Annotated in this window: 19 protein-coding genes and 1 pseudogene; 3 read left to right on the top strand and 17 right to left on the bottom strand. The window is 44.0% G+C overall.

Going from position 1 to position 20,039, the window contains the following annotated elements:
- Nucleotides 1-488: 488 nt before the first annotated feature.
- The gene (locus HQ39_RS06700; protein ID WP_036864873.1) at nt 489-1,523 is read left to right on the top strand and encodes a YbjQ family protein; all 1,035 of its coding nucleotides are present in this window, start codon (nt 489-491) and stop codon (nt 1,521-1,523) included.
- 405 nt (nt 1,524-1,928) lie between these two features.
- Here HQ39_RS06700 and HQ39_RS06695 read toward each other — a convergent pair whose 3' ends face one another.
- From HQ39_RS06695 to lptB, 4 genes are read right to left on the bottom strand one after another with little or no spacing between them, the layout of a single operon-like run.
- Nucleotides 1,929-2,135 carry an exodeoxyribonuclease VII small subunit gene (locus tag HQ39_RS06695; protein WP_036790070.1) on the bottom strand — a complete coding sequence of 69 codons (207 nt, stop codon included), beginning with the start codon at nt 2,133-2,135 and terminating at the stop codon, nt 1,929-1,931.
- Between the two features lie 12 nt (nt 2,136-2,147).
- Nucleotides 2,148-3,527: an exodeoxyribonuclease VII large subunit gene (gene xseA, locus HQ39_RS06690; RefSeq protein ID WP_052079519.1), complete on the bottom strand. Its 1,380-nt coding sequence runs from the start codon at nt 3,525-3,527 to the stop codon at nt 2,148-2,150.
- A gap of 19 nt (nt 3,528-3,546) precedes the next feature.
- Nucleotides 3,547-4,173: a recombination mediator RecR gene (gene recR / locus HQ39_RS06685; RefSeq protein ID WP_036864870.1), complete on the bottom strand. Its 627-nt coding sequence runs from the start codon at nt 4,171-4,173 to the stop codon at nt 3,547-3,549.
- Nucleotides 4,170-4,916, bottom strand: a complete 747-nt coding sequence (gene lptB, locus HQ39_RS06680; protein WP_036844853.1) for an LPS export ABC transporter ATP-binding protein — start codon at nt 4,914-4,916, stop codon at nt 4,170-4,172. The genes recR and lptB overlap by 4 nt, the downstream gene beginning before the upstream one ends.
- Before the next feature lie 219 nt (nt 4,917-5,135).
- Here lptB and HQ39_RS06675 point away from each other — a divergent pair, with 219 nt between their 5' ends.
- Both HQ39_RS06675 and HQ39_RS06670 read left to right on the top strand, forming a co-directional pair.
- The gene (locus tag HQ39_RS06675; RefSeq protein WP_052079518.1) at nt 5,136-6,113 is read left to right on the top strand and encodes a cation diffusion facilitator family transporter; all 978 of its coding nucleotides are present in this window, start codon (nt 5,136-5,138) and stop codon (nt 6,111-6,113) included.
- A gap of 30 nt (nt 6,114-6,143) precedes the next feature.
- Nucleotides 6,144-6,815: a class I SAM-dependent methyltransferase gene (locus HQ39_RS06670; RefSeq protein WP_036844855.1), complete on the top strand. Its 672-nt coding sequence runs from the start codon at nt 6,144-6,146 to the stop codon at nt 6,813-6,815.
- 71 nt (nt 6,816-6,886) lie between these two features.
- Here HQ39_RS06670 and HQ39_RS06665 read toward each other — a convergent pair whose 3' ends face one another.
- From HQ39_RS06665 to HQ39_RS06600, 13 genes and pseudogenes are all read right to left on the bottom strand, one after another.
- On the bottom strand, nt 6,887-7,117 hold the full coding sequence (locus tag HQ39_RS06665) for a hypothetical protein (protein ID WP_036864868.1): 231 nt from the start codon (nt 7,115-7,117) through the stop codon (nt 6,887-6,889).
- An 11-nt stretch (nt 7,118-7,128) separates the two neighbouring features.
- Nucleotides 7,129-9,292: pseudogene (gene feoB / locus HQ39_RS06660) on the bottom strand (ferrous iron transport protein B).
- Entirely contained in the window at nt 9,289-10,059 is a 771-nt protein-coding gene (locus HQ39_RS09270; RefSeq protein ID WP_052079517.1) for a DtxR family transcriptional regulator, read from the bottom strand. The pseudogene feoB and the gene HQ39_RS09270 overlap by 4 nt, the downstream one beginning before the upstream one ends.
- Nucleotides 10,056-10,934: a hypothetical protein gene (locus HQ39_RS06645; RefSeq protein WP_036864861.1), complete on the bottom strand. Its 879-nt coding sequence runs from the start codon at nt 10,932-10,934 to the stop codon at nt 10,056-10,058. The genes HQ39_RS09270 and HQ39_RS06645 overlap by 4 nt, the downstream gene beginning before the upstream one ends.
- A 2-nt stretch (nt 10,935-10,936) precedes the next feature.
- The gene (gene rsmI / locus HQ39_RS06640; RefSeq protein WP_052079516.1) at nt 10,937-11,698 is read right to left on the bottom strand and encodes a 16S rRNA (cytidine(1402)-2'-O)-methyltransferase; all 762 of its coding nucleotides are present in this window, start codon (nt 11,696-11,698) and stop codon (nt 10,937-10,939) included.
- 12 nt (nt 11,699-11,710) lie between these two features.
- The gene (locus HQ39_RS06635) at nt 11,711-12,169 is read right to left on the bottom strand and encodes a hypothetical protein (RefSeq protein WP_036864859.1); all 459 of its coding nucleotides are present in this window, start codon (nt 12,167-12,169) and stop codon (nt 11,711-11,713) included.
- On the bottom strand, nt 12,170-13,108 hold the full coding sequence (locus tag HQ39_RS06630) for a hypothetical protein (RefSeq protein ID WP_036790101.1): 939 nt from the start codon (nt 13,106-13,108) through the stop codon (nt 12,170-12,172).
- A 43-nt stretch (nt 13,109-13,151) separates the two neighbouring features.
- Nucleotides 13,152-13,616 carry a YkvA family protein gene (locus HQ39_RS06625; RefSeq protein WP_052079515.1) on the bottom strand — a complete coding sequence of 155 codons (465 nt, stop codon included), beginning with the start codon at nt 13,614-13,616 and terminating at the stop codon, nt 13,152-13,154.
- A gap of 43 nt (nt 13,617-13,659) precedes the next feature.
- The gene (gene radC / locus HQ39_RS06620; protein WP_036865093.1) at nt 13,660-14,385 is read right to left on the bottom strand and encodes a RadC family protein; all 726 of its coding nucleotides are present in this window, start codon (nt 14,383-14,385) and stop codon (nt 13,660-13,662) included.
- A gap of 88 nt (nt 14,386-14,473) precedes the next feature.
- Nucleotides 14,474-15,040 carry an elongation factor P gene (gene efp, locus HQ39_RS06615; RefSeq protein ID WP_036790107.1) on the bottom strand — a complete coding sequence of 189 codons (567 nt, stop codon included), beginning with the start codon at nt 15,038-15,040 and terminating at the stop codon, nt 14,474-14,476.
- Nucleotides 15,041-15,073: 33 nt separating this feature from the next.
- Nucleotides 15,074-17,200: an alpha-L-fucosidase gene (locus HQ39_RS06610; RefSeq protein WP_235317649.1), complete on the bottom strand. Its 2,127-nt coding sequence runs from the start codon at nt 17,198-17,200 to the stop codon at nt 15,074-15,076.
- Between the two features lie 4 nt (nt 17,201-17,204).
- Nucleotides 17,205-18,321 (bottom strand): peptide chain release factor 2 gene (gene prfB, locus HQ39_RS06605; RefSeq protein ID WP_152565528.1). Its coding sequence is split into 2 segments (ribosomal slippage): nt 17,205-18,257 and nt 18,259-18,321, totalling 1,116 coding nucleotides; the frame shifts between segments, so codons are not numbered across the junction.
- Nucleotides 18,322-18,401: 80 nt separating this feature from the next.
- Entirely contained in the window at nt 18,402-19,778 is a 1,377-nt protein-coding gene (locus HQ39_RS06600; protein ID WP_036864858.1) for a zinc-dependent metalloproteinase lipoprotein, read from the bottom strand.
- Nucleotides 19,779-20,039: the final 261 nt, after the last annotated feature.

The raw sequence follows: 20,039 nt of genomic DNA, 5'->3' as shown, positions 1-20,039 counted from the left end.
ACTCGTATAGAAGTTTTGTTTATCATGTTCAGAAGTTCGGATAAACAGGAATAATTGTGTAAATCAAGCCCGGATTTCTGCAAATCAAGGCTTGATTTGTTGCAGTCAAGTTTCGATTTTTGGAAGTCAAGCCCCGATTTACGGTAGTGAAAGTATTCGGAGTGCGTTTTGAACCCGTTAAAAGAGACTTGTAAATAGGTTTGTGTAGATTTTTGAACTCTACCGCCCCACAAACTTTACCGAAAGGGGATAAAAGTAAAGAGCTGATTTCATTACGAAAATCAGCTCTTTATCTTTTTTATTGGTCGGGTATGACATAGTCCGATAAAGTTTAATCTTTTTGTTATGCTTGTTAAAAAACTTTATATTTGCGTCGGATGATTTAATATAGAAGCGGATATTGCAGCCCTTAATGGTGTTTTGCTGTCATTCATTTGCTATTGAATCTATAATATTTGCATTATGAGAAAACTCACAAAAATTTAATTATGAAGAATAGAGATTTTATCATTACAACAACAAACAATATAGAAGGTTATGCTGTTAAGCGTTATGTAGAAACCATCTGCGTAAATATGGTTCTCGGAACCAATTTTTTTTCTGATTTCTCAGCTTCAATAACAGATATATTTGGAGGGTATTCATATTCCTATCAAAAGAAAATGGACCTTATATATAAGGATGCAACCAATAAGCTAAAAGAGAAAGCAAAAAGAAAGGGAGCAAACTGTATTTTAGGTTTCAAGGTCGATTTTGATGAGATTTCCGGAAAGGGGAAATCTATGATAATGCTATCTGCTTCCGGGACAGCTTGTATCATAGAAGAAAAAGAAGATAATAAATTCAAAGTTTTGCGTGAATACTCAATAGATGGGGCTGAGTTGGAAAGGGAAATGCTAAGGCAATCCATCGTTTCCGGTATAAATGATGGAGAGGAGATAAAAGAAGAGTGGAGGACATTCCTTCTTGAAAACCCACAAGAAGAAATAATAGACAATCTATTGGACAGATTTATCCAAAACTCTGGAAGGACAACAGAAGAAATAAGCTTTATCACGCAATATTTGGGAGCGATACCCAAAGAGATGGTTACGAGAAGAGCGTACGAAAAGAGAAAAGAGAACAAAGCAGTCATGGGTGATCTCATAGTTGCTTGCAATCTATTTGACTCGGAGAGAATACTCTTGGCAATAAAAGAAGACCTTACAAACTCTACTTATCTTTTAAGGACTCAATCCGATTCATACGATATTGAAGACCTCAAAAGGATGGAAGAGATGGAGCATATAATAGATAATCTCCCGGATGTTGGTAGTTTTATCTCTACTAAAGGGCTTTTCAGCAAAGGGGAGAAGAGGCAATACATTTGCCCTAATGGACACAAGAATGATGAAAGCAATGAGTTTTGTGAAGACTTGAATTGTGGACTAAACATTAAGGGTCTGTTTTCTTATCAAGTAGATTCAATAAACGAGTTCAAGAAAAAGTTATCAAGCCTCAGGACACTATTTAACAAAGCTTGAAACAGAATAAATGACAAATAGTAGTATTTAAGTCAGCGCCATTGTTGAGACAAAACTATGAATTATGTTGTAAACTAAAGACTTCAAAAATGTTCCCTAAAAACATTTCTCTCCAACAAAATAGGAATAAGTGATATAAAGGAGTGCTGCTTTTGCTCATCTCGATAGACTTTGAAAACAGCTTCGGTACGACTCTAAGGGTAATGCGGAACTTATATTCTATGGATTTGTTCTAAAATCGGTTGCTATCGTAGAAGAACGATTTTCAAACAGGGTAGAAGCGAGGCGAGAAGCCAAACATCTTTTTCCTGAATCGGCTATCTTGAAAAGAGAAACGGTCTTCTCCATTCCAAAGAGTATGGAATGGGGAAGACCGTAATCCGTTTTGATGCAGAGGGAGAGAGGTTATCCGTTGCTCTCTATCTCTTCCACTATTTTGTCTATCTCTTCTTGCAGACTTTTCAGCTCGCCTTTGCACTCTTTTATCATCGAGGCTGTGGCTCTGCTTAGCTTCAAGATCTCTTCTATCGGAAGCTCGTTCCGCTCGATGAGGGAGAGGTTCTCCTCTATCTCTTTCAGCGTTTGGGTATAGTTGAATTTCTTTTTAGCCATATTTTTGTTTGTCTAATCGTTGTACTCTTCTTCTCTCTTTTCCACTCCGGTAACGGTGGCAGATACCGCTCCGTCGCCCAATAATATTTTCACATCTTCGCCCGGATGAGTCTGTGAAGCAGAGCGAATGCTCTTGCCATCCGATCCGACAAAAAGCGCATACCCGGAAGAGAGGATTCTGTCCGGGCTTAAAAGGCGCAGCCGTTCCTCCAAAGAGGAGAGTCTTTGCCGTTGCAGCGGTTCCCATGATGCTATGGAGCGTTTCAGTCGAGCAGTGTCGGATGCTATTCTGCTCTCTGTTCGTGCCGTCAGCGATGCCCAAAAGCGTTGCAGACGGAGGTAGTGTGCGCCCACTCTTTGCTCTATCTCCGAGGTGCGCAGGTATAGTAGCTGTCTCTGTTTGTGCATCAATACCCGGAGTCTGCTCTCTAACAGCTGTTTCTGCCCACCCATCAATCTTACCAAACGCTCCTCTGCGGAGGAGACGGCAGAGATATAGTATAGATTTTTATCTATGAGAAAGGTGGCGACGGCAGTAGGTGTCTTTAGAGCGGTGTGTGCCACCATGTCCAAGATAGAGAGGTCTCTGTCGTGCCCTATACCGGATATGACGGGGTAGGGATATTGTGCAACATGTTCGCAGAGTGTGGCATTGTCAAACGCCAAAAGGTCTAAGCGGCTTCCTCCTCCCCGAATGATGACAACGGCATCGTACTCCTGCCCGGAGTCCATAATGGCATCGAGAGCGGAGATGATGCTTGCCGGCGCTTCATTCCCCTGCATAATGGCAGGAAAGAGTGTAGCTGCAAAGCGGATGTTATAGTCGTTGCGTGTGAGTTGGTTATGGAAGTCGCCCCATCCGGCAGCCGTAGCCGAAGAGATTACCGCTATCTTTCGGGGAAGAGGAGAGAGTGGAAGAGCTCTGTTCATATCCCAAATGCCGGATGCTTTCAGTGCTGCTATGGTAGCCTCTCTCTGCTTTCGCATGGCTCCCAAAGAGTAGGTGGCATCCACGCCGACAATATTCAGAGAAAGCCCATATACCGGGCTGTATCTGACGTAAACCATAAGGAGCAGTTCCAAACCTTCGCTCAGCTCCACCCCTGCCTCTTCGTAAAACTTTTCGGAGATGAGTCTGTACTGACTGCTCCATATCATTGCCCGAATGGATGCTACTATCTTTCCCTGGTCGTTTTTCTCTATCAGATCCATGTAGCAGTGTCCGGAGCTTCTATTGACCTGCATGCCGGAAACTTCTGCCACCACCCACAGCGGACGAGTGAACGATGAAGAGATGAGATCTTCCACTATCCCGGTAAGCTCGCTTAGGCGTAGACCGGATGCAACACTACTGTGCTCATCGGCATAAAAGGTTCTGCTGGGAGGGGGCATATCTGATACTTTATGGCGGTTATCCTCTTAGGGTAGACTCGAAATCTATCCGGTGGTCTATGCTTCTACCGAGAGTGAGTTGGTCTGCATACTCCAGCTCGTCCCCTATGGCTATGCCACGAGAGATCACAGAGACTTTGACATCGAGATTTTTAAGGAGACGGTAGATGTAGAAGTTGGTCGTATCTCCCTCCATGGTGGTACTCAGTGCGAGCAAGACCTCTTCTACGCCTTCGCTTTTGACCCTGTCGGGAATATCGTCGATGTGCAGTTCGGAAGGTCCTACACCGTCCATCGGGGAGATCACTCCGCCCAAAACGTGATATAGACCATTGAAACGTCCGGTGTTCTCAACAGCCAAAACCTCCTTTACACTCTCCACCACGCAGAGGATACGGGAGTCTCTGGCTGGGTTGGAGCAGATCATGCAGAGGTCTGTATCGGAAAGATTGTGGCAACGGTCGCAGTAGTGAATGCCCTCGACCAAAGCATCTATCTTGGCAGATATGTTCTTGGTAAACTGTTTCTCCTGTCTCAGGAGATAGAGAGCCAGCTTCAATGCACTTTTACTGCCTACTCCGGGCAGAGTGCTTAGAGCATCTACCGCTTCTTGCAGCAGGCGAGACTGTTGGTCTAACCGTATCATCCTTCCCGGTTGAACGTGCGTTTGCGGAATACGAAGTCTTTACCCAGATACTTCTCTCTTACGATCTCGTTCTCGGCAAGCTCTTCGGCTGTTCCCTGGAAAAGCACTCGCCCCTCGAACAGAAGATAAGCACGGTCCGTGATGGATAGTGTCTCGTACACGTTGTGGTCGGTGATGAGAATACCGATATTCTTTTCACGCAACTTGGCAACAATACTCTGAATATCCTGTACCGCTATGGGGTCTACTCCGGCAAAAGGTTCGTCGAGCATCACAAACTTGGGCTCTATGGCGAGGCAACGGGCTATCTCCGCTCTTCTCCGCTCACCACCCGAAAGACGATCCCCCAGATTGTGTCTCACTTTATGGAGACCAAACTCGGAGATGAGGCTTTCTAACTTCTCTTTCTGATACTCTTTAGGCTTACTGGTCATCTCCAATACGGAGCGGATGTTATCCTCTACGGTCATCTTTCTGAATACGGAAGCCTCCTGAGCAAGATAGGATATGCCTTTCCTCGCTCGCTTGTAAATGGGTTCGTGAGTAATCTCTTCGTCATCGAGGAAAATCTTTCCCTCATTGGGGAGAACCAGACCAACGGTCATGTAAAATGTAGTGGTCTTGCCTGCTCCATTGGGTCCCAAGAGTCCTACAATCTCGCCTTGAGATACTTCAATGGATACGTGGTTGACCACGGTTCTGTTCTTATATTTTTTTACTAAGTCTTCCGTCCGGAGTTTCATAGGATATATGCTTGCTTGTTATGCCTTTCAAAAATAGACATTTTGCCCCATACAGCCAAGTGCATACGTATGCCCTCTCTTGCGGAGAGTGGCAGACCGGAAGAAGGTAGAAGACAAGCGAGGGATACTTAGGTTTAGGTATTGCATGATAATGATAATTGACGGATATTTGTGTAAGTATATGCGATTAAACAGTTCTATTACAGATATTTTACCGATATGAAAACAGAACACCACAATCACACTCACTCCCATTGTCATGAGCATTCGCACGGACATCACGGGCATGATCACTGCCACCATGGCAAGGATCTGAGGGGAAGAAAGCTGCTATGGGTTACGATCTTGAACTTTTCCATCACGATTTTTCAGATTGTAGGAGGAATACTTTCCAACAGTCTCTCCCTGATCTCCGATGCCATACATAATCTGGGAGACTCGTCTGCAATCTTTATTGCATTCCTTGCAGGAAAGCACGCAGAGAAGCAACCAGATACCAGAAAGACATTTGGCTATAAGCGGACAGAGATATTGGCTGCCCTGTTTAATGCCGTGGTACTTATAGGGATATGCGTCTACCTTTTCGTGGAGGCCTATCACCGCTTTTTGAATCCGGAGCCGATACGTGGGGCGATGATGCTTGCCGTGGCGATATTCGGACTTTTGGCAAATCTGATCTCTGTGGTCATACTCCATAAGGATCGTGAGCACAACCTGAATGTGAAGGCTGCATATCTTCATCTTCTTGGAGATACGCTCTCTTCGGTCGCTGTAATCATGGGAGGTATAGCAATATGGTTGTGGAATCTTTACTGGCTGGATCCTCTTGTAACGGTCTTGGTGGGCATCTATATCATTGTGCATACATGGGGTATAGTGAAGCAGACTGTGAGCATACTGATGCAGAGTGCTCCGGAAGAGATAGATCCTTCTCTGCTGAAAGAGGAGGTAGAGGCAATCAAAGGAATAAAGAATCTGCACCACCTGCATATCTGGAGACTGGATGACGAACACATGCTCTTGGAGGCGCATGTTAATCTGGAAGAGGATCTCAGACTGTCGGAAGCAGGAGCATTGAGAGAGCAGGTGGAGCATCTGCTCATGCAGAAGTTCGGTATAGGACACACGACTCTTCAGATAGAATATGACGGATGCAATGGCAGGCGTGATCTGATACAAAAGGATGAGTTGAGATAGCAGGGAAAGATATTTTTAAGCGTAATTCTTATGTGTAGCGAGCAATCTTCCAAGCCTAAAAATGCCTATAAAAAAGGTATCCGGTTTTACGATAACTTCATTACGGGAAGCACTTGGTGGTCTCATCTCTACATGAACTGCCTCTGGCAGGTGGACGATAATAAGATAGCAAGAGAGGTAATGGGGATGATTCCTTCCGGTTTTTCCGGTCGCCTGCTGGATGTCCCTGCCGGAACGCTAGTCTTTACTGCTTCTACCTATGCCGGTCTACCCAATGCTTCTATCGTGGGAGTGGACTACTCTCGCGAGATGCTTGCTGTGGCAGAACAGAGAAAACAGGATATGGGACTCTCTCAACTCTCGTTGGAATGGGGAGATGTGGGGCAACTGCCGTATGAAGATGAGAGTTTCGATATAGTCCTTTGCATGAACGGATTTCACGCTTTTCCCGATAAAGAGCGTGCTCTTGCCGAACTGTACAGAGTACTGAAGCCGGGAGGTTGCTTTCTTGGAAATTTCTACGTCAAGGGAGAAAGGAGGATCGGTGATGCTCTTGTACGTTTGGTACTGAACCGTAAGGGCGTTTTTGTCCCTCCTCATTTTACCAAGGAGGAGATGGCGGAGAAGTTTAAGTCTCTTTATAAAGGCGGAGTGGAGGTCAGCAACCACAACTCCATAATGGTATTTAGGTGTATCAAATAAGCAGATATGAGAAAAGGCATTCGAGAATTTCCGAATGCCTTTTTCTGCTGAATGAATCGGATAGATTTTGTTTAAGGAGCTAGACTTATGGAAGCTGTCCTTGAATCTCCATCTTCAAAGATAATTTTTACCGTGAGTTCGTATTCCGGCAGATTCACGGGAGGGTTAATCCATCCCAAATAGGCTATCTCGCTTGAATGAAGACCGAACAGCTTGTATTTAGAATAGTCTATATCGGAAACCTTACCATATATCGGTTGTGAGGAGTTCTTTTCTATTCCCAAATCGTAAAGAAGGAACATTTAAGTTAAGTTCATGATAAAAAGAAACGGGTAATTCCTGCCACTATTCCACAGAGTATAAAGCCAAAAGCAATGGGTATTAAGGCAGAGATGGTTGTCCACTTGATGCTCTTGGTCTCCTTGTATATGGTATAGAGTGTGGTGCTACAAGGGTTGTGCAACAGACTGAAAAGCATAACGCAGATGGCTGTAAGCGGTGTCCATCCTCCGGCTCTTAATATGTTTTCGGTAATGCCTGCATTTTCGCCTTCAAAGAGTATTCCGGCACCATCTCCCAATCCGGAGAGTTCGGGTACCGTAAGTATAGTAAGCATAAGTATTGTCGGGATGACAACTTCATTCGCAGGGATGGCTACGATGTAGGCAAGAAGAATAACTCCATTCAGACCAAAGAAAAGCCCAAACTCGTCAAAGAGATCCACAACATGGGCTGCCAGACTGATATTCCCGATTTCGATGTTGCAAATCAGCCAAATGAGAGCTCCTGCCGGAGCCGCAAAAACAACTGCTCGTCCCAATACAACCAGTGTCCTGTCTACCAAAGAGGAGTAGAGTGTCTGCCAAAAACGTGGTGGACGATATGGTGGAAGTTCCAGGTTGAAAGTAGAGACTTCCCCCTTGAGTAGTGTCTTGCTAAGCAGGAAGCTACTGCCAAACATAAATACGATTCCCAAAAGGGCAACAGCCAATACCGACAAGATGGAGAGTGTGCCGGAGAGGCGGGCAGGAACTAAAGGGCCTATGAATATGGATGCCAAAAGTATTTGTGTCGGCCAACGCCCATTGCAGAGGGAAAAGTTGTTGGTGATTATTGCCAACAGCCTCTCTCTGGGGCTGTCTATAATACGAGTAGAGACTATTGCCGCAGCATTGCATCCGAATCCCATGGTCATTGTGAGTGCCTGTTTGCCGTGTGCTCCTGCTCTTTTGAAAAGTCCGTCCATGTTGAATGCCACTCTTGGGAGGTAGCCGAAATCTTCCAGAAGAGTAAACAGAGGAAAGAAGATAGCCATGGGAGGGAGCATCACAGAGACAACCCATGCGGTCGTGAGATAGACGCCATCTATAAGGAATCCGGATAAAAGAGCAGGCAGAAAACTTTCGGTCCAACCTTTTAGGAGAGGGTACAGTTTTCCCACAAGAAAAGAGGAGAGCAGCTGGGAGGGATAATTGCTCCCGACAATAGTAATCCAGAGGACTACGGCAAGAAGAGAAATCATAATGGGATAACCCCATCGCTTGCTTGCCAATATCTTATCCAGCTTGGCATCAAACTCTCTTCTTTTATTGTTCTCTTCGTACTTTATCGCTTCACTGCAGATATCCTCTGCATCGGCATATATAGCTTCGGAAACCTTATCGTGGAAGTCTTTCCCGACTTCCCACTTCCATTTGTTGGCTGTTTGTATAATATGCTCTCTCTCTTTCATATCATTGAAGTAGTATTTCTTCGTCTATCCATTTGCCGCTTCTTACAGCTTCTATAATCTTTGCGTCTCCCTCGATGAGTCTCATCGCAACCCATTTGGCATTGGGAAGATCGGGATAGACATTTTTTACTTCTTGCTCCACAGCCTCTATGGCTTCGGCTGCTTTTCCGCTAAGATTCTGTATTCGATGAGGCCGGCAGACAATATCTCCTTTAATAACCTGAGAAATGGTCTTGAGTAGAAGATCCAAGCCCTCTCCGCTTCTGGCTGAAACAAGTGCAACGGGTATGCCAAGCCTCCTTTCAAGTATTTTGGCATCTATCGTAATCCCCATGGAGCGAGCTTCATCTATGAGATTGACAACCAAAATAGCATTCTCTGTTATTTCCAAGATTTGGAGAGTTAGGTTCAGATTACGCTCCAAACGGGTTGCGTCTGCAACGATAATCGTAGCGTCCGGCTGACCGAAGAGAATAAAGTTGCGTGCAATCTCTTCATCCTCGCTACGAGAAAAAAGGGAATAAGTACCGGGTAAGTCCACAATGCGATACTTCTCTCCTTCATAGGTATAACTCCCTTCGGCTCTTGCTACGGTCTTTCCGGGCCAATTGCCTGTATGCTGATGGAGTCCTGTAAGACCATTGAAGAGAGTACTCTTGCCTGTGTTGGGATTACCGGCAAGGGCTATTGTGTACTTGGTTCCACTGGTATTCGAGCCTCCTTGAAGTACATTTTGTCTTTTCATGACTGCTCAACTTTATCGACATAAATGTAGCCTGCTTGCTCTTTGCGCAGTGCAATGGCAGTATTTCGTACTAAAAAGGCTTTTGTCTCTCCGGTTGGGCTGCAGAGATATAGTCTCACAAGAGAGCCTTTTACAAATCCAAGATCCAACAGACGTTTTCTTCTGTCTCCTGCCAATTGGTAGCCAAGACCTTTTACTTTGGCAACCTCTCCAAATTCAAGATCCCATAATGAACTATTGCCTTTGGGAGTAATATCATACTTATAAGGAGGAGCTATTGGAATCTCTTCGTTTGGCTGAGGTATTGGGGAGCCATGTGGGTCGTACTTGGGGTGATGAAGACTTACAGAGAGCTCTTCCAACTTCTGAGGAGAGAGTTTGTGTTCCATTTTCTCTGCAAGCTTATGCCACTCCTCTGATGAGTATCCTGTCTTTTCGGCAAGATAGGTCTCGTATAGCCTGTGTGCTCTGGAGAGGTGTTGCCCCATATTTTTACCTGCATCGGTAAGAGTGAATGTCTTATAGTCGAGAGTTGTCAGCCATCCTCGCTTGGTTGCCTTCAATAAGAAAGATTGCGCTTCCTCCTCTCTGATATTCCAGAAAGAAGTAGCACAATCCAACGTGATGCACTCCATCTGTTTGGAGTACATTTTTTTCATAAGATCTTCAAGAGGAACGTCTTCCTTCTTGGAGATAAAGAGACTTCTCCTGAGCCAGACTATATATATCAGGCTCAGAAGAAGTAAGAGTATGAGTACTATTGTCATTTAACTTCGATCACGAGGTACTGGCTTAAACTCCAGAACTCTTTTGTGTTCTTAATGTTTAGAGTAAGATTACCGTCGGAACCCTTATCCAATGAGTATGAACTTGCAGGGTGTTTAGTGTGGAGTACAGCCTTTTTCTCAAATAGAGGAATGGTGTGAAGCTCTCTGCGGTCCATCTTGATGAAGTAATCTTTGTTGAAGCCTTCTGCCAAAACTTTTGGAGAGGAGAAGATAGATCCTCCGGTAAGGATTTTGTGCTCCTTAAGTTCCGAAGATGTTCCAAAGCAATAGAACACTGCATTAAGAGCAGCATCTTGTTGTGCAATAGCTGCTTGTTGTGCTGCATTTTCTTGAGCAAGGACATCCACATTTTGAGCAGATCTCACAAGTGCACTATCAAGCTGTTCTATTTTGACGTCTCTCATTGCAAGTTCATTACGAAGAGCAACGAGTTCGCTCTCTTTTCTCTGAATTTCATCGGTCATTCTCTTGATCTTGCTGCCCAAAAGTTTTGCCGCTGCAGAGTTTTTCATCAGCTGCTCATTGAGAAGTTCGATCTTTTCTCTATTCTCTTTAAGAGTGCTTGCAACCAACTGCATGTTATTCTTAATCTGTTCACGAGTAGAAGCAGTAAGCTCACCACTTTTGTGTTTGATCGCAACAAAGTTTTCTGCTGCACGAATCTCTTCAAAGCTTTGTTCTACCTCATTGATTACGGTTAGCATTTCTTCCAGATTGCTTTCAGTTGTTCTGGATACCATTTCCAAGGAATCATATTTCGCTTGCAGGTTCTTATATGCGGAAGAATGCTTTCCACAAGAAGAGACAAGAGTCATTGCGCAAATAGCGAGAGTAATAAATGCTGTTTTTTTCATATTCAAATCTGTTTTAAAGTGATCTTTTCACTTGTTAGACATGAAGGAGATAAAGACTCCTTATACTTATTCTTATGTACACGCTCAGGAGTGGGAGAGGGAGCAATGAGCACCACAATCTCACCACGAGGCGGTTGATTTCTAAAATATTCACACAATTCTGAGGATGTCCCTCTATGGTACTCCTCATGTATTTTTGATATTTCCCGTACCACTACGACTTCTCTTTCCGGCTCAAGAAGTATTGATAGCTGTTCTAATAGCTTTAACAATCTTGTTGGAGCCTCATATAAAATGGTTGTAGTTGTACGCTTGGAAATATCTTCCAACAGAGTTTGCCTTCCCTTTTTCTGTGGTAGAAAACCCTCGAATGAGAATCTATCACAAGGTAAACCGGAGGCAACAAGAGCCGGAACAAAGGCAGTGGCACCGGGAAGACACTCAACCTTAAGATTCAGCAGTAAGCATTCCCGTACCAAAATAAATCCCGGATCTGAAATCCCCGGTGTTCCTGCATCAGAGACCAAAACTACTTTTTGCCCATCCGCGATGGCAGTAGCTATGGACTTTGCCGTAGTATGCTCATTGTGCATGTGATGGCTACGAAGTTCTCTCGGAGAGATCTCGAAATGGCGTAGAAGTTTAAGTGTTGTTCGAGTATCTTCCGCAAGCACGACGTCGGCTTCTCTAAGCAGCCTCAAGGCTCTCAGAGTAATATCTTCCAAATTCCCAATAGGGGTTGGTATGATAGTCAGCCATCCCATTTTGCAAAAGTTTTATGCGTAATATCTTTCCACTATTTCAAGAAACGCTTTTGCTGCCGGTTCATCCGTTTTTACCCAAGGATAGTTAGCTGCAAGATGTTTTGTTGCAGAAGAGAAGTCTACTAAATGAGTCAGTGTATCCAACTCACTTTCAATCAAACTCTCGCTATCCAAGAATAGCTCTCTTCGGAAGTAAAAATAGTCAAACATACTGATGTACTCCCTTAAAGGGTTTACGACCTCCTTTTTTATGCTGTTAGCCATGGTTGGTTTCTCAACCTGACTTGTCATAGCTTTAGGAATGAACATAACATCAGAAGCCGAAGTTTCTTCTTCGATTTGTCTTTCTTCTTGTATCTCAGTATCTGCCGTCTTTAGCTCTGCCTTGAGAGCATCAAGCTTGTGAGACAAATCGGTAATAAGATCTTCTATCTGTTCAATATAACGTTCTATGTTTTTGTTAGATACCATTTATAAGACATTGAAATGTATAATAAACTTCCTGTTTCTGCTGTCGAAAGGTGCGGCTTCTTTCATGATTCGAGCAATATGCAGTTCAGTTGGAGAGAACCATGCATAGCTAAATTGGTATTCATTTGTTACCCCTTCTGCTATCTCTGTCATTGATATGGGAAGATGCTTAGGCTCTTTCAGGGCTTCTGACAGCACATTGTATGTATGAAGACCTAAAGATGGATTTAGCCCAAAAACAGGGGAAATTGCCCAGAAAACTCCAGGTCTGATATTGTTGACACTCACATCCAGACTCTGAACCTCTTGATATCGCAGAACAATCTTTCTTGAAGATATATGGGGGATATTTTTGTTTTCTGTCTTATTGGTTACCGTGTAAGAACTCAATTTCCCTTTGATGTCCCAATCCATAGCAATATCATGCAAGCTATTAGAGATAAGAGTCGGTTTAGAGTTATCCTGTCCTTCAATCTTGGAAGTTTCATGTCCAAGCATATGAGGAATTCTGGTTATGTTTTCTGCAAACTTAACCTCGTATCCCGAATAGACTCCATCTGCTCCTTTTTGCAGCGAAGCGGTGAGATATGGCTTTGTCTCATTGAGCTTTTTTATATTAGGAATGGTTCTTATCTCTACTTTATCCTCTCCTGATCTTACATAACTAAGGGTTGTATGATACTTGATGTCCGGACGAAACAGATCGAGAATATTTGTATTTTCCAATGATAGGTGTCCTTCTTTCCACAATTGTTCTTGCACAAATATCGGAGTATCATCTGAAAAAAGATATTCACGAATCACTACGGATGAGATGTTAAGAGTCTCGGGAGGTGGAACGGGATTTGGGGTCGGATCCGGACCTTTCCCCCCCAAACAACCGGATAAGAGGGAAGTGGCAAACAGCAATCCAACCAGTCTAATAAAGTTTGTGTTCATAGTGCTTTTATGGTTTTTAGATTGGTAATAGTGTAACCAAGTTTTACAAAGAAGACCCTTCGGTTGGGAGGGGATCTGTTATCGTGTCATTCTTAGACTCTCCGGATAAACTCCCTTTTCCTCTCTTACATATTACAAGAGAGTCATAGAATCTCCTGCTTTTCTCTTCTATTTCCGGTGTGAGGTTGTCATTAACCAACTTCAGAACTAAAGTTGCCACGGCAAGGTCATCCGTAAAGCCGAGAATCGGGATCAACATATCCGGAATAATATCTATCGGGAGAATGAAGTATCCTAAAGCTCCGGAGATGTAAATCTTCTTTGCTATGGGAGTAGAAGGTGCTTTCATGACATAGTAAAGCCGTATCATGGGAAGCAAAACACTCTCTCCAACAAGATGTTTCACCTGCAAAAGCTTCTTTCCCCAATCACCTTCCGAGAAGTGAGATGCATAGCTTTTGATATCGCGTAAGCCCTTTATAGCCATCTTTGCATGTGATAGTTTCATAGCTTTTTTGCGTTCTATACACCCCAAAGGTAAGAAAAATCTTCTATAGTAATCCCTCTTCTGCGTAGCTATAATATCCGTAATCAGAGTAGATGAGGTGGTCTAATAACTTAATTCCGATCGTTTGGCACGCTTTATTTAAGGATTCTGTGAGTTGGTCATCCGCAGAAGATGGTAGTAGAGATCCGCTGGGATGGTTGTGTACAAGTATGATGCCGGTCGCATTATGGTACAGAGCCTTTTTGAGGATAACCCTTATATCCGCCACCGATTCAGTCATTCCTCCGGTAGATATTTCCAAAGGTGGAATCGTAAGTTTTTGACTGATGTTAAAGCATAATAGCCAAACACTTTCCGTAGCTAAACCAAAGAGGTATCGTTTCATATAGTTATAGACCTTTTGGCTGTCGTTCAATATCTCTTCCTTTGCTCTGTAAAACTCTTTGTCTTTTTCCAGACGCACTCCAAGCTCTAATGCTGCCAATATCTTTGCTAATTTTGCAGGACCTATTCCTCTTATCTTACTGTCCGATACACGCTCGGCGTGGGTTTTATACATGGAATAGAGGTTGTTGTCATGACTCTTCAAGATATTTCGAGCCATCTCTATTACATTTTGCTCTTTTGTCCCCGTATTAAGGATGAGCGCAAGAAGCTCCGTTGTGTCCAGATTTTTTACTCCATATCTGAGGAGTTTTTCTCTTGGACGCTCCTCTTCCAACATCTCTTTTACTTTCAGATGAAGGTTGGTTTTCTTCTGATTAAACATAAGGAATACGCTAAGTGGTAAAAAGAAAATGACATCTGCCTTCGTATTTTGTGTAAAGGCAGATGTCATTTATACTATTGGAGCACTTTTATTCTTTAGCTCTACTTACATACGAGCCGTCACGAGTGTCTATCACAATCTTTTCTCCTTCTGTTATGAATAGAGGAACACGAACCGTAGCACCTGTTTCTACCGTTGCAGGCTTTAGAGCATTTGTTGCGGTATCTCCTTTAACACCGGGTTCTGTGTATGTTATTTCAAGGATAACATGGGGTGGAAGTTCACAGGTTAGTATTGTCTCATTACCTGCATGTACCATAGCTTCTACCATATCTCCTTCTTTTAGAAACTCCACACCGGAAATGGTCTCTCCCGGAATTTGAATCTGCTCAAATGTTTCAGGGTGCATGAAGTTGTATCCCATATCATCCTTATAAAGGTATTGGTATGGTCTACGTTCGATACGCACTTCTTCCACTTTTACACCTGAGTTCCAAGTTTTCTCCAATACTCTTCCGTTGGAAAGGTTTTTGAGCTTTGTACGTACAAAAGCAGGACCCTTGCCCGGTTTAACATGGAGAAATTCTACGATCGTAAAGTACACGCCATCAATGTCAAGGCACATACCATTGCGAAAATCTGCTGTTGTTGCCATTCTTCTAAAGTATTTAATGTTATTATTCTATTTCTATTCCTCAATGATGAGATCAAAGTCAGAGAGAATAATTCTCTCCACGTTGTCCACAATCTCCTTTGCCACAAGTTTTACCTTTTGTCCTTTGACCGGATGGAATTGTACTGTTTGCAGAACCGGATTGTTCTTGATGTTGGAAAACTCTCCTTCCAATACCTTTGTGTCATCTATGTACAGAACATAAGAGTGGATATGTCCTCTTCCATCCCTTTGTTGATTTGGTAACAGTCTGAAACCCGAGATTTTATAAGGAGTATCGAGAAGAAGCTCCAAGCTCCTTTCTCCCTTTGGAAAGTGAAGTAGAGAATAGGGCTTGCCGTCGAGGAGTTTTTCTTTTGCCTCTTTCTCTTGTGGCGAAAGTAGTGTTATCCTGCTTGCAGAAAGGTAGAATGTCCGCTCTGCCATATCTCCGCTTGTATGGAAGTCGGAGTCATAGGCAATAGCTTTCACCACACCGTGATCTTGCAATCTGAATGGTTTACTGTACTTAATCCCATTCGAAACGGAGGGAGCGGAGCCGTCCGTTGTATAGTATATCTCCAATCCGGGAGAAGACAAAGAGATAGACACTTCATCATTAAGATCTCTGCGTATAACCGGAATATCCGAAACTATCGCCGGAGCCATATAGGCTTCCACCTTATTGATACAGATAGGACCTCGACTCTCTTCAAACAGAATCTTCAAGCCGTCTGTCTTTATGGAATTGAATCTTAACAGTCTTTTGTAGCCTATTGTAGTGGTCTCTTCTGCAAACGAAACAGGCAGCCAGTTCTCTCCATCTTTATAGAAGACCGAGAACTTACGTACTCTTTGTCCTAATGGGATGTACTCTTGAAGCATAAGTCGGTTAATGGCTTGCTTTGTTGGAAGGAAAAAGACTAGCTCTCCGGAAGAAACGCCATCCGCCGTTGCCCAATAGCTGTCATAGTTATCGTCTAGAACATTAGATGCAGACCATTGCTCTCCTCTTACGTTGCTTGCTTTCGCGGAAGCCTTGCCGAGAAGAAGAGGAGAGGCAAATTCACGGTCAAGCAGAGCTTTCCACTCCATGATGCTAGCGCTATCCTTAGGATGAATAGTGCCATTCAGATCAACCGGAAAGTTAAGAAGCAGAGTGGCATTACGCCCTACACTGCCATAATATATATCCATCAGTTTGGCGGGAGACTTCACTTGATGATCCTCTCTTTGGTGATAGAACCATCCCGGACGGATGGAAACATCACACTCTCCGGGAAGCCAATCCTCACCATGTTCCTGTCCGACCATATTTTTACGTCCACCTTCTTCTCCAATGGTCATGGGGCTCCAGTTGGTTGTCCCTGCATAACCTATCTCGTTTCCTATCCAGCGAATATCCGGAACAGTCCCTCCGAATATCATTGCTGTAGGATGAAGCTCGCGGATGATCTTCTTGGCATCTTCGTAGCGGTAGTATGTCTTAGGGTCTATATTCCTGTGCGTATCTGCTCCTCCATACCAACCATCCCCTCCATTGGCTCCATCGAACCAGTACTCGAAGATCGGACCATATCCTGTCAGGAGCTCTCTCATTTGCTCATGGAATATATCCACGTACTCCGACATTCCATAGTGTTTGCTGTTTCGATCCCAAGGAGAGAGGTAGATGCCGAACTTTAGGTCGTATTTCCTGCACGCCTCGGAGAGATCTTTGACCAAGTCTCCTTTCCCATCTTTCCATGGGCTGCTCTTCACACTGTAATCCGTAGTCTTTGTAGGCCAGAGGCAGAAGCCGTCATGGTGTTTTGCCGTCAGCAGTATACCCTTAAAACCGGACGCTTTTATGATTCTTGCCCACTGATCACAGTCGAGACGCTTCGGATTGAACGTCGATGCCGGAGTGTTGCCATAGCCCCACTCCAGATCGTTGAACGTATTGAGTCCGAAGTGGACAAAGGCATAGGTCTCCAGTTTTTGCCACTCCACCTGTTCGGGTGTTGGTATAGGGAATATTGGAGCCGGGGCTTTAACTTTGGCTTGCGGCTGTAAGAGAGAGCAGCCTCCCACGATAGAGGAGAGGGCAATAGCAGCCAAAGAGCCCCATAAAGCCTTCATCGGATGCGAACTATTCTTCTTTTTTATGTCGGATATTTTCATCTTCCTACTTTTCTGTTTGGGCAAACTCCATCAGGTAAGCCTTTATGAAGTCATCTATATCTCCATCCATGACACCACCCACATCCGATGTTTGGTATCCTGTTCTGTGATCCTTCACGCGGCGATCGTCGAATACATAGCTGCGTATCTGCGAACCCCACTCTATTTTCAGCTTAGAGTCTTCTATCTCATTCTGTGCACGACGACGGCGTGCAAGTTCAAGATCGTAGAGCTGACTCTTCAAGAGGCGGATGGCATTCTCTCTATTACCGAGCTGGGAACGGCTTTCGGTATTTTCGATGGCAATCTCCATCGTTTCTCCCGTATCGGGATCTTTGTAGGTATAATGCAGGCGAACGCCGGTTTCTACCTTATTAACGTTCTGTCCTCCTGCACCTCCGCTTCGGAACGTATCCCACGTAATGTCGGAAGGATTGATGTTGATCTCTATACTGTCGTCCACCAACGGAACCACAAATACAGAGGCAAAAGAGGTCATCCGCTTCCCTTGAGCATTATAGGGAGATACGCGCACAAGGCGGTGTACACCGTTTTCGCTTTTGAGATAGCCGTATGCCATTTCGCCTTCTACCTGCAACGTACAGGTTTTTATGCCGGCTTCATCTCCGTCTTGCCAGTTGGTAATGGTAACGCTGTAACCTTTATCCTCACACCATCTCTGGTACATTCTGGCAAGCATGGAAGCCCAATCTTGTCCTTCCGTACCGCCTGCTCCGGAGTTTATCTTCAGTACTGCTCCAAGATGATCCTCCTCTTTTCGCAGCATGTTCTTCAGTTCCAGATCTTCCGTCAGCTTCAGAGCATTGGCGTATGCTTCGTCCACCTCCTCTTCGGAGATGATTCCCTCTTTCAGGTACTCTAAAGAGAGAGCAAGCTCTTCGGTTGCAGTGTCTACCGCATCGAATCCGTTGAGCCAGCCTTTCAGCTCTTTTACTCGTTTCATTACGCTTTCGGCACGTTTTGCATCCTGCCAAAAGACGGGATCTTGCGTGCGAAGCTCTTCTTCTTCTAATTCGATACGCTTCGTATCGACGTCAAAGATACCCCCTTAGCGCATCTCGGCGCTCCAACAAGTTGCTTAGTTGGTCTGTTGTTATCATGTTTATGATAGGTGTTAATACTTAAATTTTCAATTATTTGAACAGCAAAAATAGTAAAAACTTGCCAATACGGGGGAGTTTTAGTGTATATGTTCCAAGATATGAACGTCATGTTCAGGACAATCCGATATTCTGGGAGCCTCCATGTCTTGAGGAACGTCTCCTCTTCCCACTCTCACTCCGCCTCTATACTTGGCTCCCGGAATCAACAGACCATGATAGAGAACCTGCCTCACCCGGCTTCTCTGATCGGCGGTAAACCCAAGGTTTCGACAGTAGAAGTAGTCCATTATGTTGAAAGAGGTAAATATACCCTGAAAATCACACTTGTTCCGTTCAAACAGACGCTTGATATGCTCCGGGTTATTTTTATCAAAAGAGGGAGACGAGACATACTCCTGTACCTTCTTTATGTAGTGTTCTCTGTCGTACTGTTGGGTATCCGGGCAGTGATCACTATCTGTGCAGGGAGGAGGTGGCGGGCTACTTTCTTTATCTTTTTCCGTGAAGGCATGATACAGACCTACATAGTGTCCGAGTTCGTGTGCAAGAGTGTTGCCCACATAGGTGGCTATGTGGTTGGAGTTGTATTTAAGAAAATCGCTGTTGATCACGACACTGCTGGCATAAATCCAGTTTTTGCTTGCAATGTAGTTCGTATTGACCTGCGAAAGACCCTTTACGGGATGAGATTCGGGCATATATGGAAGAGTTGCCACTCCCAATGTTACCGTATTGCTGTTCTTTTTTCTTGTGAATTTGAAGATGAATACATTGATGTACGCATTGAAATCCCAGCACATGTCTATCACATTCTGCGTTTTTGTGCCGACAATCTCATCGAATGGTGTCTCTGCTTTGTGCCACACATGTCTCTTGATACCCTTTTCCGGAAGAGGTTTTCCATCAGAATCCACAGATGCCAAAACAAACTCGACATTGTTATCAACGGTGTTTCCTCCCAGAGCTCCCCGATATCTTTCATTGACATGTTTAAGGTACTCTTCAAGTTTTTCTGTTTTTACGGCTGCAACCTCCGGAACATCTTTGTGCGTAAGGAGGTGGAAGATAACCGGAATTTTGTATCGTGCACTCGCTTTGTCAAGAGGCAGTCCGGACTGCTTTATCTGCAGGTTATCGGAATATATCCCTGAAGAGACCTTTATTGTTCCTTGGCGCTCTAATGAGGAGTCGAAGGAGTTTACGGATACCGTCAGCACGGTGTTGCCTTGTCCGCTTAGAGGATATAGCTTGATCCAATGAGGTGGCTCTTCTATTTTCCAAGCTCCTTGACTTTTTATGGTTACTCTTTTGGTGTTGCTGTTGAAGTCGAAGTCGATACTTTTTTCGGAGAACGACAAAACTTTATCATTTATTTCGTTTCTGTTTTTCGATCGACACCCTCCAAGCAGAAATATGGATGTCAGGAATAGGAGAGGGAAAAGATATTTTCTCATTATTGCTATGCTTTTGGGTTAGATTTTACAGCGGCAAAGAACGCAAAAAAAAGCCATAGTACAATCTTTGCGATCTGTACGGCAGAAAATATGTTCCGATTTCAGCCTTTTTCCTATTGGAGAGATGACCATTCGCAGGGAGCTTTTATATAAAAACGGATGGGTGCGAGATCATCCTCCGAAAACTCTTGGGAGAGCATTTTAGAGAATCGAGAAAGTTTTCCTTTATTTATATCGTTGGTTGTGAGAGGTATAGTGAAA

It is taken from the genome of Porphyromonas sp. COT-108 OH2963, from assembly GCF_000768895.1.
Lineage (GTDB): Bacteria > Bacteroidota > Bacteroidia > Bacteroidales > Porphyromonadaceae > Porphyromonas_A > Porphyromonas_A canoris.
This window is presented reverse-complemented; position numbering and strand designations above follow the sequence as displayed.